The 15,240-nt window shown below is 65.2% G+C and carries 10 protein-coding genes; 4 read left to right on the forward strand and 6 right to left on the reverse strand.

Features of this window, described 5'->3' with window-relative positions; translation table 11 throughout:
* Positions 1 to 5: 5 nt before the first annotated feature.
* Genes GTP41_RS19550 through GTP41_RS19565 form a run of 4 tightly spaced genes read left to right on the forward strand, consistent with a single transcriptional unit; the run spans position 6 to position 2,773 of the window.
* Positions 6 to 542, forward strand: coding sequence for a hypothetical protein (locus GTP41_RS19550; RefSeq protein ID WP_161027255.1), 537 nt, complete (start codon positions 6 to 8; stop codon positions 540 to 542).
* A complete protein-coding gene (locus GTP41_RS19555; RefSeq protein ID WP_161027256.1) occupies positions 539 to 1,303 on the forward strand; it encodes a hypothetical protein in 765 nt (254 codons plus the stop codon). The genes GTP41_RS19550 and GTP41_RS19555 overlap by 4 nt, the downstream gene beginning before the upstream one ends.
* Before the next feature lie 10 nt (positions 1,304 to 1,313).
* A complete protein-coding gene (gene rfbC, locus GTP41_RS19560; protein WP_161027257.1) occupies positions 1,314 to 1,877 on the forward strand; it encodes a dTDP-4-dehydrorhamnose 3,5-epimerase in 564 nt (187 codons plus the stop codon).
* Positions 1,874 to 2,773, forward strand: a complete 900-nt coding sequence (locus GTP41_RS19565) for an NAD-dependent epimerase/dehydratase family protein (RefSeq protein ID WP_161027258.1) — start codon at positions 1,874 to 1,876, stop codon at positions 2,771 to 2,773. Before rfbC ends, GTP41_RS19565 begins: the two co-directional genes overlap by 4 nt.
* A gap of 9 nt (positions 2,774 to 2,782) precedes the next feature.
* Here the strand turns inward: GTP41_RS19565 and GTP41_RS19570 are convergent, their stop codons facing one another.
* From GTP41_RS19570 to GTP41_RS27185, 6 genes are all read right to left on the reverse strand, one after another.
* A complete protein-coding gene (locus tag GTP41_RS19570; RefSeq protein WP_161027259.1) occupies positions 2,783 to 3,874 on the reverse strand; it encodes an SGNH/GDSL hydrolase family protein in 1,092 nt (363 codons plus the stop codon).
* Positions 3,875 to 3,876: 2 nt separating this feature from the next.
* The gene (locus GTP41_RS19575; RefSeq protein ID WP_161027260.1) at positions 3,877 to 5,184 is read right to left on the reverse strand and encodes a methyltransferase domain-containing protein; all 1,308 of its coding nucleotides are present in this window, start codon (positions 5,182 to 5,184) and stop codon (positions 3,877 to 3,879) included.
* A 6-nt stretch (positions 5,185 to 5,190) separates the two neighbouring features.
* Positions 5,191 to 6,543 carry an HlyD family type I secretion periplasmic adaptor subunit gene (locus tag GTP41_RS19580; protein WP_161027261.1) on the reverse strand — a complete coding sequence of 451 codons (1,353 nt, stop codon included), beginning with the start codon at positions 6,541 to 6,543 and terminating at the stop codon, positions 5,191 to 5,193.
* Complete coding sequence (locus GTP41_RS19585; RefSeq protein WP_161027262.1) at positions 6,516 to 8,663, reverse strand: peptidase domain-containing ABC transporter; 2,148 nt, start codon at positions 8,661 to 8,663, stop codon at positions 6,516 to 6,518. The genes GTP41_RS19580 and GTP41_RS19585 overlap by 28 nt, the downstream gene beginning before the upstream one ends.
* A gap of 163 nt (positions 8,664 to 8,826) precedes the next feature.
* Entirely contained in the window at positions 8,827 to 14,325 is a 5,499-nt protein-coding gene (locus tag GTP41_RS19590) for a beta strand repeat-containing protein (RefSeq protein WP_161027263.1), read from the reverse strand.
* Positions 14,326 to 14,860: 535 nt separating this feature from the next.
* Positions 14,861 to 15,202, reverse strand: a complete 342-nt coding sequence (locus GTP41_RS27185; RefSeq protein ID WP_202419808.1) for a hypothetical protein — start codon at positions 15,200 to 15,202, stop codon at positions 14,861 to 14,863.
* Between the last annotated feature and the right edge of the window lie 38 nt (positions 15,203 to 15,240).

Here is a 15,240-nt window from a genome sequence, read left to right on the forward strand (position 1 = left end):
GCCGTATGCAGCAAGCCCATCCATTCGCCGCGGCCCGCACGGCAGCAATCTCCAACACGCTGCCGCCCAATGCGCGCCTGCTGGTGCAAGTGGGCGCCGGCGACGGCGCCCTGGCGCGCCATTACCACCGCAGCTATCCGACCACCTCGCTGGTGGTGGTGGAAGCCGACGCGGCGGCCGCCCAGCGCGCCACCAGCTTCGCCGAGCGTGTGGTGCAGGTGCAGCTGGAAAGCGCCGGCAGCGCCTTTTACCGCCACCTGCAATGGGCCGACGCCTGGCTGTTCGACGGCACGCTGGAACGCCTGGCCGAACCGGCCAGGGTGCTGGCCGGCATCCGCACGGTGCTGAACTACGATGCCTGCGTGCTGGCCTGCGTCAGCAATCCGGCAGCGGCCGAGGCAGAAGCGCCCCACCCGCTGGACCTGGCGGCGCTGCAAAACCTGTTTACCGAAGCGGGCTTCCGCCTGCCCTCCACCATCGCCATCAGCCCTGGCGGCACGGACACGCCTTCCCACTTCCTGATCAAGGCCATGCCGGCATGACGAAACCGCTTTACTACTGCATCGCCCACGCGCCGTTCGACTGGCAGATGCCCGACTTCATCACCATGCTGGGCTCGGGCGACTACGTGCCGGAAACGGGCCTGGCCATGAGCAAGCTGCTGTCGCCGGAAGACGCGCTGCGCAACCGCTACCTGGGCGAATACCTGGCGCTGTTCCAGCTCCGCCGCATGCTGTTGGAAAGCAAGGCGGAAGGCTTTGTCGGCGTCTGCCACTACCGCCGCTTCGCCCTGACCCACCCGATCGGCCACCGCCGCCAGTTCAACCACTGGGCCCACCCAAGCGACTTCGCGCGCGTCAAGCCCGAGCACTTCCTGGGCGACGGCAAGACCCCGATCGTGCCGATCGCCACCGCCTTCGCCGGCAGCGTGCTGCAGCAGTACAACGCGGTGGCCGTGACGCGCGACATCCTGCTGTTCTTCGGCGACGCCATCGACTGCGGCGTGATCACCGACCAGGAGGCGGCCGATTTCCTGAGCGGCAATGTGTTCATCCCCTGCCCGACCGTGGCCTATATGCCGGTCGAATGGTTCGTCGGCATCACGCACGACCTGGAACTGGTGATGTCGCGCCACTACCGCCACCACTACATCGACCGCGAAGGCTACCTGTCGCGCAGCATGGCCTTTAGCTGCGAGCGCCTGCAGGCGCTGCTGCTGGCCAAGCGCATTGCGGCCTGGGGCCAGGACAAAGTGATCTCCACCGCCACCGTGGTGCTGGACCCTCGCTATCCCCCCACCTGAAAGAGCGTCCATGCGCATCGAACCGACCGCTATTCCCGGCTGCTTCCAACTGGTGCCGGATATCCGCGCCGACGAGCGGGGCAGCTTCGTCAAGACCTTCCGCGAAGACCTGTTCCGCGAACACGGCATGGCGACCACCTTTGCCGAGGAATACTATTCACTCTCCAGACGCAATGTGGTGCGCGGCCTGCACTTCCAGCTGCCGCCGCACGAACACGCCAAGTTGGTGTATTGCGTGCAGGGCGCCGTGCTGGATGCGGCGCTCGACCTGCGCCGTGGCTCGCCGACCTACGGCCAGCACCTGACCTTCGAGCTGAGCGCCGAGAACGGCCATATGCTCTACCTGCCGGCCGGCCTGGCGCACGGCTTTTGCACCCTGGGCGAGCAGGCGCTGATGATGTACAAGGTGACCAGCGCCTACGCGCCGCAGCATGACAGCGGCGTGCGCTGGGATTCGGCCGGCATCGCCTGGCCGGACGAGGTACGGCGCGCACCGCTGCTGTCGGCGCGCGACCAGGGCTTCGCCACCTTGGCGGAATTCGATTCGCCCTTCGCCTACGAGGCCGGCGCATGAGCGCGCGGCGCGCCCTGCTGACCGGCGCCAGCGGCTTTATCGGTTCGCGCCTGGCGCAGCGCCTGCTGGACGACGGCTGGGAAGTGCACCTGGTGCTGCGTCCCGATTCCGCCGGCGACGCCCTGCCCGCAGCGGGCCCACGCTTGCACCTGCACCGCCACGACGGCAGCACCACCCAGCTGGTGGAAATCATGCGCGCGGCGGCGCCGCAGGCGGTGTTCCACCTCGCCTCGCTGTTCCTGGCGCAGCACCAGGTGACGGACGTGGAGCGCCTGGTGCAGGCCAACCTGCTCTTCGGCACCCAGCTGGCGGAAGCCATGGCCCAATGCGGCGTGCGCCTGCTGGTGAACACCAGCACCGCCTGGGAGCACTACGAGGACGGCGACTACAACCCGGTCTGCCTGTACGCCGCCACCAAACACGCTTTCAGCGCCCTGCTGCGCTACTACGTGGAATGCCACGGCCTGCGGGTGGCCACGCTCAAGCTGTTCGACACCTACGGCCCGGGCGACACCCGCCCCAAAGCACTCAACCTGTTGAAGCGCATCGCCAACGAAGGCAGCAGCCTGGCCATGTCGCCCGGTGAGCAGCTGATCGACCTGGTCTACATCGACGATGTGCTGGACGCCTTCCTGCAGGCGTGGCAGTTGCTGGCGAACGGCGGCCAGGCGGCGGCGATGGCCGAATACGGCGTCTCCAGCGGGGCGCCGCTCGCGCTGCGCGCGCTGGCCGAGCTATACAGCCAGGCCAGCGGAAAACCGCTCAATATCGAATGGGGCGGACGCCCTTATCGCCCGCGCGAAGTGATGGTGCCGTGGACGCGCTACCAGACCGTGCCGGGCTGGCAGCCGAAAGTCACGCTGGCCGAGGGCCTGGCGCGCTTCCACCACGGTTAAACGGCACCCTTACGGCTGCACCAGCATCAGCAAGCCGACCAGGTCCAGGTGGTTGGCGGCGCCCGCCTGCCCCGGCAGGTAGCAATCGAAGCCGGCCAGCGGGCCGGTCTGCTGCGCCGGCACCGACAGGGTGAGCTGGCTGGCGCCGTAATGCATCAACAGGCTATTCCCCCACAACAGCGGCAGCGGGATATTGGAGTAGATGAAAGGCAGGGTTTCCGTGTCGGCATGGCGGGTCGCCACGCAGGCATTGAACTGCATGCCTTCCGGCGTGCTCAGTTCCAGCTGCAGGCATTGGTGGCCGCGATCGGACTTGAGGAAGAGCGCCAGCGGAAAGGCCGCCGAGTTAAGCTGCAGGCGGCTGCCCGGCAGCATGCGCAGGCAATCGAGCTGCATCAGGCGGTTGCCGCTCTGGATACGCTGCACCGGTCCGCTGCAGAATTGCTGCAGGTTGGGCGCGCGCACATACATGGCTTCCAGCGTGGCATATGGCGAATGCGCCAGCAGGCGCTCCAGCGCCGCCGACAAGGGCGGCACCGGCTGCTGGCGCAGTTTCAGCAAGTGGCGCGCCACCAGGGCGCCGATGATGGAGGTGGCGTGCGGCGCGGCGTAGTGCGCCGGGTCCATATATATCCAGTCCGGGGCCCGGCCCAGGAACAAGGCAGACAGCCAGGCGCGCACGTCGATCACATCGAGCCCCAGCTCGCGGTAGGCAGCCAGTTGCGCATCATAGAACGGCAGCGGCACGGTGGCCGGGAAATGCGCCTGCTGCGCCAGCAGCAGCGGCACGAACATGGCCGCCGGGTACAACTGGGCCGCCGTTTTCAGCAGCAGGTGGAAGCACATCAGCCACGATTCGGCGCCGCCGGGGCGCGGCGCGAAGTGGCCGGCGTCGTTGATGCCGTATTCGTAGAGGATGACGTCGACCGGCGCGCCGGTGAAGGTCTCGTGCAGGCGGCCGATGGCCGCCAGCGAGGTGGTGGCGCCAACCGAGACCTGGATGATCTCGGCCTCGGCATGCCCCTGCAGGGCCTGCGCCAGGCCGTGCACATACCCGCCCTTGAGCAGGGAATTGGAACCGCCAATGACGAGGATGCGCATGCTTACGCCGGCGTGGCGAGCAGGATAAAGCGTTGCGGCTGGGCGTCCTGCAGCACCAGTTCCGGATCGCGCCCCACCAGCTGCGCCAGCTGGCGCAGGATGGGCAGCACGCCTTCATTGATGGCGTCGCCGCCCTGCACGGCGTAACCGCCGGTCAGGCGGAAGCCCGCTTGGCCCAGCAGTTCCAGCAGCGAGCCACGCGTGTACTGGCGCAGCTCGTCGCGCCGCAGCACGCCGTCCTCAGCGTAGCGGTAATCGCCCACGGCCAGGCGCAGCAGGTTGCTCCAGTTCTGGAAATTGCGCACCGAGACCACCAGCGTGCCTTGCGGCGCCATGCTGGCGCGCACCATGGCCAGCAGGGTCCACGGGTCGCGCGCGCGTTCCAGCGCGCCGTCCAGCAGCCAGCAGTCGGCCTGCGCCATCTGCCGGTCGCGCGACTCGTCGGGCGTTTCGATATCCTGCTGGTAGACGAAATCGCAGTGCGCGCGCGCCTGCTCGGCGGCGATCAGGTCGCCCTCGATGCCGAAGTAGTTGCATACCGGGTGGCGCTGCTTGTAGGCCTTGGCGAAGGCGCCGTCGCCCGCCCCCACATGCACCAGCTTGACCGCTTTCGGCACGATGGCCAGCAGTTCCTGGTCCACCGTGGCGGTGCTCGGCTTGTCGTAGTGGTAGCCGCCGGTGCGGCGCACCGTGCCCTGCCAGTCGTGGCGCAGGAAAATGCGCTGCGCCGGGGTGGGCGCGAAATCGTTGTGCAGCCATTCGACATTGCGCAGCAAGTCGCTCTGGCCGGCCTTGGCCAGCGCCATCATCGGCGGCAGCATCGGCGCGCCGTGTTTGACCGGCAGCGGCCACTGGCGCACCACTTCGATATTGGTCAGCATGCAGGCCGGATGCAGGTAAGGCATCGGATTCGGGCCGTTGGTGAAGCCGTTCTCGTCCACCGGCGCCACGCTGCCCACACCGTACAGGTGCGGCTCCAGGTGCTCGGCCAGCGATTCCAGGAAGCCGCGCTTGAGCACTTCCACGTCGGAGTCGAGGAACAGCACCGGGCCGCTCAGGCCCAGGTTCTCGATGGCCCAGGCCATGCCGGGGCCGTGGTGGATGTTGTAGCCGAAGGGGATGAAGCGCACCTGCTCGAACTGCGCCGCGATGGGCGCGATCTGCTCGGCGATTTCCGGCGCCGAACCGTCGATGATGAACACCGGGTTGGACGGGTAGAACTTGCGCAGCGTGCCGAGCAGGGAGGCGATCAGGTCGGGCGAGTTGTAGGACACCGCGACGATGGGAATCTGGTCAATATTTAGCATCATGATGGGTCACGGTTCACGGATCGATTCATCCAGGGCCTTGGTCAGCGGCCACAGCAGGTAGGAAATGACGGAGCGCTTGCCCACCACCACTTCCGCCTGCACCGTCATGCCGGGCAGCAGGCGCGATTCCGGCTTCAGGTTGCGTAACTTCGGCTCGGCGCTGAGGGTCGCGCGCGCCACATAGTAGGAACTGCTGCGGCCGCCATCCGACTGCTCGCGCTTGAAGGCATCCTGGCTCACGGTGCGCAACTTGCCTTCCAGCATGCCGTGCATCTGGAAGGGGAAGGCGTCCAGCTTCAGGTGCACATTGTCGCCGGTCTTGATGGCGCCGACGTCCGCCGCCTCGATGGTGATCTCCGCTTCCATCTGGGCGCTCAGCGGCACCAGCACGAACATTTGCTCGGCCTCGCGCACGATGGTGCCGGGCGACAGCTTGCCCACTTCCAGCACGATGCCGTCGGCCGGGGCCGTGACCTGCACCATCTGGTGCCGCTTGTCGGCCTTGGCCAGCTGTTCCTTGATACTGTCGCGTTCACGGGTCGCGCTCAGCAGCTCTTCCATCGACTTCTGGCGCCAGCCCTTGTTGAAGGCGGAGCGCTCGGCTTCCGCGGCGGCCAGCTCGCGCGCCTGCTCGATGTCGCGGTTGCGCGCATTGACCAGGGTGCGTTCGACTTCCAGGCGGCGGTCGCGCGCCTCCAGCAGGTGCATCTTGGCGCCAAAGTTCTCGGCCAGCAGTTTTTCCTGCATGGACTCGATTTCGCTCAGCGATTTCAGACGCTGCAGCAGCACCACCTGGTCGCGGCGGTTGGTTTCGATGCTGGCCTTCAGGCGCTCGACATTCTGGTCCAGGCGCGCTTTCTGCGCCTCGAAGTTGGCCTGGCGCTCGCCCGACAGCTGGGCTTGCAGCACATCGTCAGGCGTATCGAATTTGCCGCTTGTCAGACTCTTGCCGGTCAACTCGGCGCGCAGGCCCTTCTCCTGGTTTTCCAGGCTGGCCAGGCGCGAACGCAGCTGGGCCTCGTCGGCCTGGGTGAAGGTCGGGTCGAGCGTGGCCAGCAGCTGGCCCTTCTTGACCAGCTGGCCGGCGCGCACTTCGATGGTTTGCACGATCGACGTTTCCAGCGGCTGCACCACGATGTTCGGCAGCGGATTGACCAGGCGGCCCGGGGCCGTGACGATCTTTTCCACTTTCGAGACGCTGGCCCAGACCAGGAACACCAGCAGCAGCCCGGCCAGCAGGTGCACCGTGATGCGCAGGTAGGACGGCAGCGGCGAACGCTCGATGGCGTCGGCGTCGGGCAGGTAGTCGAGCCGGGTTTCGTCGCCGCGCTTCACAGGTGGCTTGTTTGCTGGTTCCATAAATGCTGGTAAGTATCGCTACGGGTGAGCAGTTCTTCGTGGCGGCCCATATCGACCAGGCGGCCGCGCTGCATGACCATGATGGCATCGGCGTTGACCAGGGTCGACAGGCGGTGGGAAATCATTACCACGGTGCGGCCGACGGCAATGCGCGACAGGTTGCGGATGAAAATGGCTTCGCTTTCCGGATCCAGCGCGGAAGCGGCCTCGTCCAACACCAGGATGCGCGGCTTGGCCAGCAGCGAGCGGGCAATCGACAGGCGCTGCTTCTGGCCGCCGGACAGGTTGGAGGCGTTTTCCTCGAGCAGGGTGTCGTAGCCGTGCGGCAGGCGCTCGATGAACTCGTCGGCGCCGGCGGCGGCCGCCGCCTCGGCGATTTCCTCGAAGGTGGCGTCGGGCTTGGTGACCAGCAGGTTGTCGCGCACGGTGCCGCGGAACAGGAAGTTCTCCTGCAGCACGACGCCGATCTGGCGCCGCAGGTGCGACAGCTCGATCTCGCGCGAGTCGATGCCGTCAAAGCGCACGATGCCCTCCTGCACGCTGTAGAGCGACTGGATGACCTTGGTCAAGGTGGTCTTGCCCGAGCCGCTGCGGCCGACGATGCCGACCACCGTGCCGGGCTGGATGGTGAAGGCGGTGCGGTCCAGCGCATTGTTCTGCGAGCCCGGGTAGCGGAAGGTCACGTCCTCGAACTTGATCTCGCCCCTCAGCACCGGGCGCAGGCCGCCTGCGCCGGCGCGGCCCTCCGGCGCGCGGTTCATCACCTCGCCCAGCATCTTCACCGAGAGCGCGGTTTCCTGGTATTCGTTGACCAGGCCGGCCAGCGCGATCAGCGGGCCGGTGACGCGCTGCGACAGCATCTGGAAGGCGATCAGGGCGCCCACCGACAGGGTCTGGTCGAACACTTGCTGGGCGCCGATGATGATCAGCATGACCGGCATCAGCTTGCCCAGGAAGTCGGTGGCGGCGTTGCCGGTGATCGAAATCTGGCCGACGCGGAAGTGCATATTGATCGACTCGGCCGAGCGCTGGTCCCACTGGCGGCGCTGCGCCGGCTCCAGCGCCAGCGCCTTGACGGTGCGCATGCCGTGGATGGTTTCCACCAGCATGCCCTGGCGCGCACCCTCCGCCGCGTACAGCGCGTTCAGGCGGCGCTGGAAGGTCGGCACCATGGCCAGCACGATGCCGCCGATCAGCAGCGCAAACACCAGCACCACCAGCGTCAGCTGGAAGGAATAGGAGAACAGGATCGGCAGGAAGACCACCAGGGTGATCAGGTCGAGGCCGGTGAAGAACAGGCGCCCGGTGAGGAAGGAACGGATGCGCTCCAGCTGCTGCATGTGGCGCGTGATGACACCGGCGGTGGTGGTCTCGAAGTAATCGATCGGCAGCGACAGCAGGTGGCCGAAAGTGCGCCGCGTCAGGCGCATATCGATCTTGTTGGAGGCCGCCAGGATCAGCATCTGGCGCAGGAAGCCGAACGCCGCGTCGAACACCAGCGCAATGATGATGCCGACCGACAGCACCCACAGCGTGGTCACGCTCTGGTGATTCAGCACCTTGTCGATCACCAGCTGGAAGAAGATGGGCGACGCCAGCGCCAGCATCTGCATGGCGATGGCGGCGATGAAGATGTCGCGGAAGGCGGCCTTCTGGCGCAGGATTTCCGGGATGAACCAGCGCAGGCCGAACGGCTGGTTGGGGTCGGTCAGCTTGTGCTGGCGTTTGGCGAACACCACGTCGCCGCTCCAGCGCGCCGTGAACGCGGCGCGGTCCAGCATTTCCACCTGGGCGTTGCCGGCGAGCGGATCGAGAATGGCCACCTGGCCCTCGCCTTCGCCCTTGCGGGCGCCGATCACGATCACCATATTGCCGTTGTTCAAACGGGCCAGCAGCGGGAACACGCCATCCTGGTTCTGCAAACCTTCCCACGTCAAGGTGCCGGCCGTGGCCTTCAGGCCGATGTCGTTTGCCATCCGCAACAGCAATCCGTTGCCTGGCTCCTCCGCTCCCAGCGCATAGTCGTCAATCAATCGTTCGGGATTGATTTGCAGGCCGTGGTGCTGGGCGACGGCGGTCAGGCATTGCACCGCGGTGTGGGGAAATTTTGATTGCGTCATGGAGCTGTGGCTTGCACCTTTTCCAGAAGAGTGTTCAGCGATTTTACCGCAGGCGCCGTAGGGCCAGCGCAGTTTTTAAAGCCGAAAAAAAGCGGCAAGTCCATGGGAGCTTGCCGCTTTCGCTGCGCGGCCGGGATTTGCACCCGGCCCGCTACGCTGTCGCTTACTTCGGCGCGGCCAGGAAGCCGGTGCCGGTGCTGTTCGACTGCAGGGCCTTCAGGCGACGGTTGTCGTCGTCGGTGTTGGCCAGCTGCTGAGCTGGGTTCAGCTTGCTCGCATCGAACTGGGCGATCGCGGCCGCCATCAGGGCGCTGGTGCTAGCCACATTCAGGCTGTCTTGCGCTGCTGCCACGTCCAGCTTGGTGCTGCCGGCGGCCGGTGCTGCCGCGCTGTCGAAGCCGGACATCGCTTGCACCAGGCTGCTGACCGAGCTGCGCAGGTCGGCTTCGCCCGCCAGGAACCAGACGTCGGCGGCACCGTGCGACTTGCCATCGGCGGTCTCGTAGGTCGATTGCAGACCGTTGATGTTGCCGTTGCTGCCGCCGTTACCGCGGGTCACATCCAGGTTCAGCTGGGTGATGTTGAGGTCGCCCAGCGACTTCAGTTCACCGGCTTGCGTGATGCCGTCGCCGTTGTCGACCCACACTTGCAGCTTGCCGAAGTTCGCGTCGCCAGCGTTGATCACGCCGTCGCCGTTGCTGTCGAGCTCAGCCAGGGCCTGGTAGCCGGTGGTGGCTTTCTGGCCGTTCGCCAGGGTGGTGCCGGAGCCGAACAGTTCCGCGCCGTCGTTGATGCTGCCGTCGCCGTTGCGGTCCAGGACCAGCAGGCCGTCGCCGCCGCCCACCCAACCGGTGTTCAGCTTGCTGCCGTTGGCCTTCAGGTCGAACTGCACGCCAGCCGAGATATCCAGGGTCTCGATGCCGTTGTCGTCCAGGTCCAGGACCACTGGGGTCAGGCTCGACAGGGCGCGGATCTGGTCGGTCGTCATCGCGTTCTGCTGATCGGTGGTCAGGGCATGGATCTGCAGCGTGGTCAGTGCATGCACCTGGTCGGTGGTCAGCGCACGGACGCTGTCGGTGGTCAGGCCCTTGATCGCGGCAGTCTTGATCGCTGCGATGTCGGCGGCGTCGATTGCCTTGGCCTGGTCGGTCGACAGTGCACCGAACTGGTCGCTGGTCAGCACGCCCACTTGCTGGCTGGTCAGGGCCTTCAGGTGGTCGGTGGTCAGCGCTTTCACCTGGTCGGTGGTGATGCCGGCGATGGCGCCGGTACGCAGCGCTGCCAGGTCGGCATTGTCCATCGCGGCAATCGCGTCGGTCGAGATCACGGCCACTTGGCTGCCTTTCAGGGCGGCCGCGTCAGCGGTGTCCAGCGCCTTGATCTGGTCGCTGTTCAGCACGGCGACCTGGTCGGTGCTCAGCACGCCGACGTGGGCCGAGGACAGGGCGCCGAACTGGTCGGACGACAGCGCCTTCAGCTGGTCGGTGGTGATGCCGGCGATCGCGTTGGTACGCAGGGCGGCCACATCCTGGCTGTCCATCGCGTTGATCGCGTCGGTGGACAGGACGGCGATCTGCGAGGACTTCAGCGACGCTGCGTCGGCAGTATCGAGTGCCTTGACCTGGTCGCTGCTCAACACGGCTACCTGGTCGGTGCTCAGGATGGCTACCTGGGCCGAGGTCAGGGCGCCGAACTGGTCGGACGACAGGGCCTTGATCTGGTCGGTGGTGATACCGGAGATCGCGGAGGTCTTCAGTGCGGCGATGTCAGCGTTGTCCAGGGCCTTGATGGCATCGGTCGTGATCACCGCCACTTGCGACGCTTTCAGGGCGCCGGCATCGGCCGTATCCAGTGCCTTGACCTGGTCGCTGCTCAGCACGGACACCTGGTCGGTGCTCAGGGCGGCGATGTGGCCGGAGTTCAGGGCGGCGAACTGGTCGGACGAGATCGCCTTGATCTGGTCGGTGCTCAGGCCGCTGATGGCAGCGGTCTTCAGTGCGGCCAGGTCCTGGCTGTCCATCGCCTTGATGGCGTCGGTCGAGATCACGGCCAGCTGCGATGCTTTCAGGGAAGCGGCATCGGCGGTATCCAGTGCTTTCACCTGGTCGCTGCTCAAGACAGCCACCTGGTCGGTGCTCAGCACGCCGACTTGCGACGAGTTCAGGGCACCGAACTGGTCGGACGACAGGGCCTTGATCTGGTCGGTGGTCAGGCCGGAGATCGCATTGGTCTTCAGGGCGGCCAGGTCGGCGTTGTCCATCGCCTTGATGGCGTCGGTCGAGATCACCGCCAGTTGCGCGGCCTTCAGGGCGCCGGCGTCGGAGGTGTCCAGGGCCTTGACCTGGTCGCTGTTCAGCACAGCTACCTGGTCGGAGCTCAGGGCCGAGATGTGGCCGGAGTTCAGGGCGCCGAACTGGTCGGACGACAGGGCCTTGATCTGGTCGGTGGTCAGGCCGCTGATGGCAGCGGTCTTCAGCGCGGTCATGTCGGCGTTGTCCATCGCGGCGATGGCGTCGGTCGAGATCACGGCGATCTGCGAGGCTTTCAGGGACGCCGCGTCAGCGGTGCTCAGGGCTTTCACCTGGTCGCTGTTCAGCACGGACACCTGGTCGGTGCTCAGTACGGCAACGTGGGCCGAGGTCAGGGCGCCGAACTGGTCGGACGACAGGGCCTTGATCTGGTCGGTGGTGAAGCCGGCGATGGCGCTGGTCTTCAGTGCCGCCACATCCTGGCTGTCCATGGCGTTGATGGCGTCGGTGGACAGGACAGCGATCTGCGACGATTTCAGGGCAGCGGCATCAGAGGTGCTCAGGGCTTTGACCTGGTCACTGTTCAGCACGGACACCTGGTCGGTGCTCAGTACGCTGATGTGGGCCGAGTTCAGGGCGCCGAACTGGTCGGAGCTCAGGGCCTTGATGTGGTCGGTGCTCAGGCCAGCGATGGCGCCGGTCTTCAATGCAGCCACGTCCTGGCTGTCCATGGCAGCGACGGCGTCGGTCGACAGCACAGCGATTTGCGACGATTTCAGGGCGCCGGCATCGGCAGTGTCCAGGGCCTTGACCTGGTCGCTGTTCAGCACGGCTACCTGGTCGGTGCTCAGGGCGCTGATGTGGCCGGAGTTCAGGGCGCCGAACTGGTCGGACGACAGGGCTTTGATCTGGTCGGTGGTCAGGCCGGTGATCGTCGCGGTCTTCAGTGCGGCGATATCGGCGTTGTCCATGGCCTTGATCGCGTCGGTCGAGATCACAGCCAGTTGCGATGCCTTCAGGGCGCCGGCGTCGGAGGTGTCCAGGGCCTTGACCTGGTCGCTGTTCAGCACAGCTACCTGGTCGGAGCTCAGGGCCGAGATGTGGCCGGAGTTCAGGGCGCCGAACTGGTCGGACGACAGGGCCTTGATCTGGTCGGTGGTCAGGCCGCTGATGGCAGCGGTCTTCAGCGCGGCTACGTCGGCGTTGTCCATCGCGGCGATGGCGTCGGTCGAGATCACGGCCACTTGCGATGCCTTCAGGGCGGCCGCGTCGGAGGTGCTCAGGGCTTTCACCTGGTCGCTGTTCAGCACGGACACCTGGTCGGTGCTGAGCACGCCGATGTGGGCCGAGTTCAGGGCGCCGAACTGGTCGGAGCTCAGGGCCTTGATGTGGTCGGTGCTCAGGCCAGCGATGGCGCCGGTCTTCAGTGCAGCCACGTCCTGGCTGTCCATGGCGGCGACGGCGTCGGTCGACAGCACAGCGATCTGCGACGATTTCAGGGCGCCGGCATCGGCGGTATCCAGAGCTTTGACCTGATCGCTGTTCAGCACGGATACCTGGTCGGTGCTCAGGGCGCCGATGTGGGCCGAGTTCAGGGCGCCGAACTGGTCGGACGACAGGGCTTTGATCTGGTCGGTGGTCAGGCCGGAGAGCGCAGCGGTCTTCAGTGCGGCGATATCAGCGTTGTCCATCGCCTTGATGGCGTCGGTCGAGATCACAGCCAGTTGCGCGGCCTTCAGGGCGCCGGCGTCGGAAGTGTCCAGGGCCTTGACCTGGTCGCTGTTCAGCACGGCGAAGTGGTCGGAGCTCAGGGCCGAGATGTGGCCGGAGTTCAGGGCGCCGAACTGGTCGGACGACAGGGCCTTCAGTTGATCGGTGGTCAGGCCGGTGATCGTCGCGGTCTTCAGTGCGGCGATATCAACATTGTCCATCGCGGCGATGGCGTCGGTCGAGATCACGGCCAGTTGCGAGGCTTTCAGGGCGCCAGCGTCGGAGGAGCTCAGGGCTTTCACCTGGTCGCTGTTCAGCACGGCTACCTGGTCGGTGCTCAGCACGCCAACGTGGGCCGAGGTCAGGGCGCCGAACTGGTCGGACGACAGGGCTTTGATCTGGTCGGTGGTGAAGCCAGCGATGGCGCCGGTCTTCAGTGCGGCCACGTCCTGGCTGTCCATGGCGTTGATGGCGTCGGTCGACAGCACAGCGATCTGCTGGCTCTTCAGTGCGCCGGCGTCGGAGGTGTCCAGGGCTTTGACCTGGTCGCTGTTCAGCACGGCAACCTGGTCGGTGCTCAGGGCGCTGATGTGGCCGGAGTTCAGGGCGCCGAACTGGTCGGACGACAGGGCTTTGATCTGGTCGGTGGTCAGGCCGGACAGTGCAGCGGTCTTCAGTGCGGCGATGTCAGCGTTGTCCATCGCCTTGATGGCGTCGGTCGAGATCACGGCCAGTTGCGAGGCCTTCAGGGCGCCGGCGTCGGAAGTGTCCAGGGCCTTGACTTGGTCGCTGTTCAGCACGGCTACCTGGTCGGAGCTCAGGGCGCTGATGTGGCCGGAGTTCAGGGCGCCGAACTGGTCGGACGACAGGGCGTTGATCTGGTCGGTGGTCAGGCCGGAAATGGCGGCGGTCTTCAGCGCGGCAACGTCGGCGTTGTCCAGGGCCTTGATGGCGTCGGTCGAGATCACGGCGATCTGCGACGCTTTCAGGGAAGCAGCATCAGAGGTGCTCAGGGCTTTGACCTGGTCGCTGTTCAGTACGGACACCTGGTCGGTGCTCAGCGCGCCAACGTGGGCCGAATTCAGGGCGCCGAACTGGTCGGACGACAGGGCTTTGATCTGGTCGGTGGTCAGGCCGGAAATGGCAGCGGTCTTCAGGGCGGCAACGTCCTGGCTGTCCATGGCGTTGATCGCGTCGGTCGACAGCGCGCCCAGTTGGCCAGCTTTCAGGGAAGCGGCATCGGCAGTGTCCATGGCCTTGACCTGGTCGCTGCTCAGCACGGACACCAGGTCGGTGCTCAGGGCGCCAACGTGGGCCGAGTTCAGGGCGCCGAACTGGTCGGACGACATGGCTTTCACCTGGTCGGTGTTGAGGCCGTTGATCGCGGCGGTCTTCAGCGCGGCAATATCAACATTGTCCAGGGCCTTGATGCTGTCGGTGGCCAGTACGCCGACTTGGGCGCTGTTCAGGGCAGCGGTGTGTTTGGTGGTCAGGGCGGCTACCTGGGTCGAGCGGATGGCGCCCAACTGGTCGGTAGTCATGACGGAAGCATGAGCGGAAGTGAAAGCGCCAACCTGGTCGGTCGTGAAGGCACGGAACTGGTCGGTGTTCAGACCGGCAAGATCGGCAGTCGCCAAGGTTGCGATCTGCTGCGTGGTAATCGCAGCAATTTGGTCCGTTGTCATGTTGGTGACGAAGCTCATTTCCGTTCTCCTGTAGGCACTACTAAATTCCTGGACAAGAATGGGAGCCAGCCTTTTGGGGGGCTCCCATCCAGATAATCTTGCAAAACTACTAAATTTGTGGCTAACTTGCCAATTACTTATCTATTGCAGCTCAACTGTTCCCTGCGGGAACCGCGCTTTTCATTCTTAACGTCAACAAAACGGTTAACTTTAGAGAGGCAAGGTGCGCTACCGCACAGACAGATGCGCCTTCCAGCGTCATAAAGCGACCTAATTCGTCATTCCATTAAGCATTTTTTTCGTTTTCTTTCGGAAACTATGCTTAATTTTTAGAAATCGCTTCTTCGTCCGGCACAGGCTCGATTTTACCCCAGTCTGTTTCCGCATGGCATCTTCCAGTTAAACAATTTCGGCCTATTTCAGCGTTTCCACAACCTGATTTTTGGGAAACATTTCGTTAACATCATAGAAATATTCATAAGCTTGTTTACCACGCTAGCCATGCCGGAAACATTACCGGCCAAATTTGACCGGGTGATGAAAAAACGGTCAGTCAGCGCGTCAGATTGGCGCGCAGCATATCCGCCAAGGCGTCGGCATCGCAGGTGATTTCCTGCTCGGTGCGCGGCGTCTCGGAAAACTCCCGCCCGACCTCGGTGAGGGTGGCCATGACCAGGTCGCCAGCCAGGGTACGGGCCGCTAGCGGGGCGTTTGGTAGCACTTCGTCAATAAAATCCCTGAACATTTGCGTCCCGGCAGCCCTGGCCTCGATGGCTTCCGGCGCATCGCGGTAGATCGGCGCCGCATCCGCCAGTGCCATGCGCACCGGCGCCTCCTCGCATTTCGCGCGCACCAGCGGCGGCACCGCCTTGTCCTGCAGGATGGTTTCCAGCATGGCCGAGGTCTGCAGCCACTCTTCGCTCTGCAGGCTGA

Origin of the sequence: Pseudoduganella guangdongensis, assembly GCF_009857475.1 — a bacterium.
GTDB lineage: Bacteria > Pseudomonadota > Gammaproteobacteria > Burkholderiales > Burkholderiaceae_D > Rugamonas > Rugamonas guangdongensis.

Excerpts from the sequence above, each read along its gene's own strand:
- GTP41_RS19550 (WP_161027255.1), top strand. The coding sequence starts at position 6 with ATGCAGCAAGCCCATCCATTCGCCGCGGCCCGCACGGCAGCAATCTCC.
- GTP41_RS19555 (WP_161027256.1), top strand. The coding sequence starts at position 539 with ATGACGAAACCGCTTTACTACTGCATCGCCCACGCGCCGTTCGACTGG.
- rfbC (WP_161027257.1), top strand. The coding sequence starts at position 1,314 with ATGCGCATCGAACCGACCGCTATTCCCGGCTGCTTCCAACTGGTGCCG.
- GTP41_RS19565 (WP_161027258.1), top strand. The coding sequence starts at position 1,874 with ATGAGCGCGCGGCGCGCCCTGCTGACCGGCGCCAGCGGCTTTATCGGT.
- GTP41_RS19570 (WP_161027259.1), bottom strand. The coding sequence starts at position 3,874 with ATGCGCATCCTCGTCATTGGCGGTTCCAATTCCCTGCTCAAGGGCGGG.
- GTP41_RS19575 (WP_161027260.1), bottom strand. The coding sequence starts at position 5,184 with ATGATGCTAAATATTGACCAGATTCCCATCGTCGCGGTGTCCTACAAC.
- GTP41_RS19580 (WP_161027261.1), bottom strand. The coding sequence starts at position 6,543 with ATGGAACCAGCAAACAAGCCACCTGTGAAGCGCGGCGACGAAACCCGG.
- GTP41_RS19585 (WP_161027262.1), bottom strand. The coding sequence starts at position 8,663 with ATGACGCAATCAAAATTTCCCCACACCGCGGTGCAATGCCTGACCGCC.
- GTP41_RS19590 (WP_161027263.1), bottom strand. The coding sequence starts at position 14,325 with ATGAGCTTCGTCACCAACATGACAACGGACCAAATTGCTGCGATTACC.
- GTP41_RS27185 (WP_202419808.1), bottom strand. The coding sequence starts at position 15,202 with ATGCTGGAAACCATCCTGCAGGACAAGGCGGTGCCGCCGCTGGTGCGC.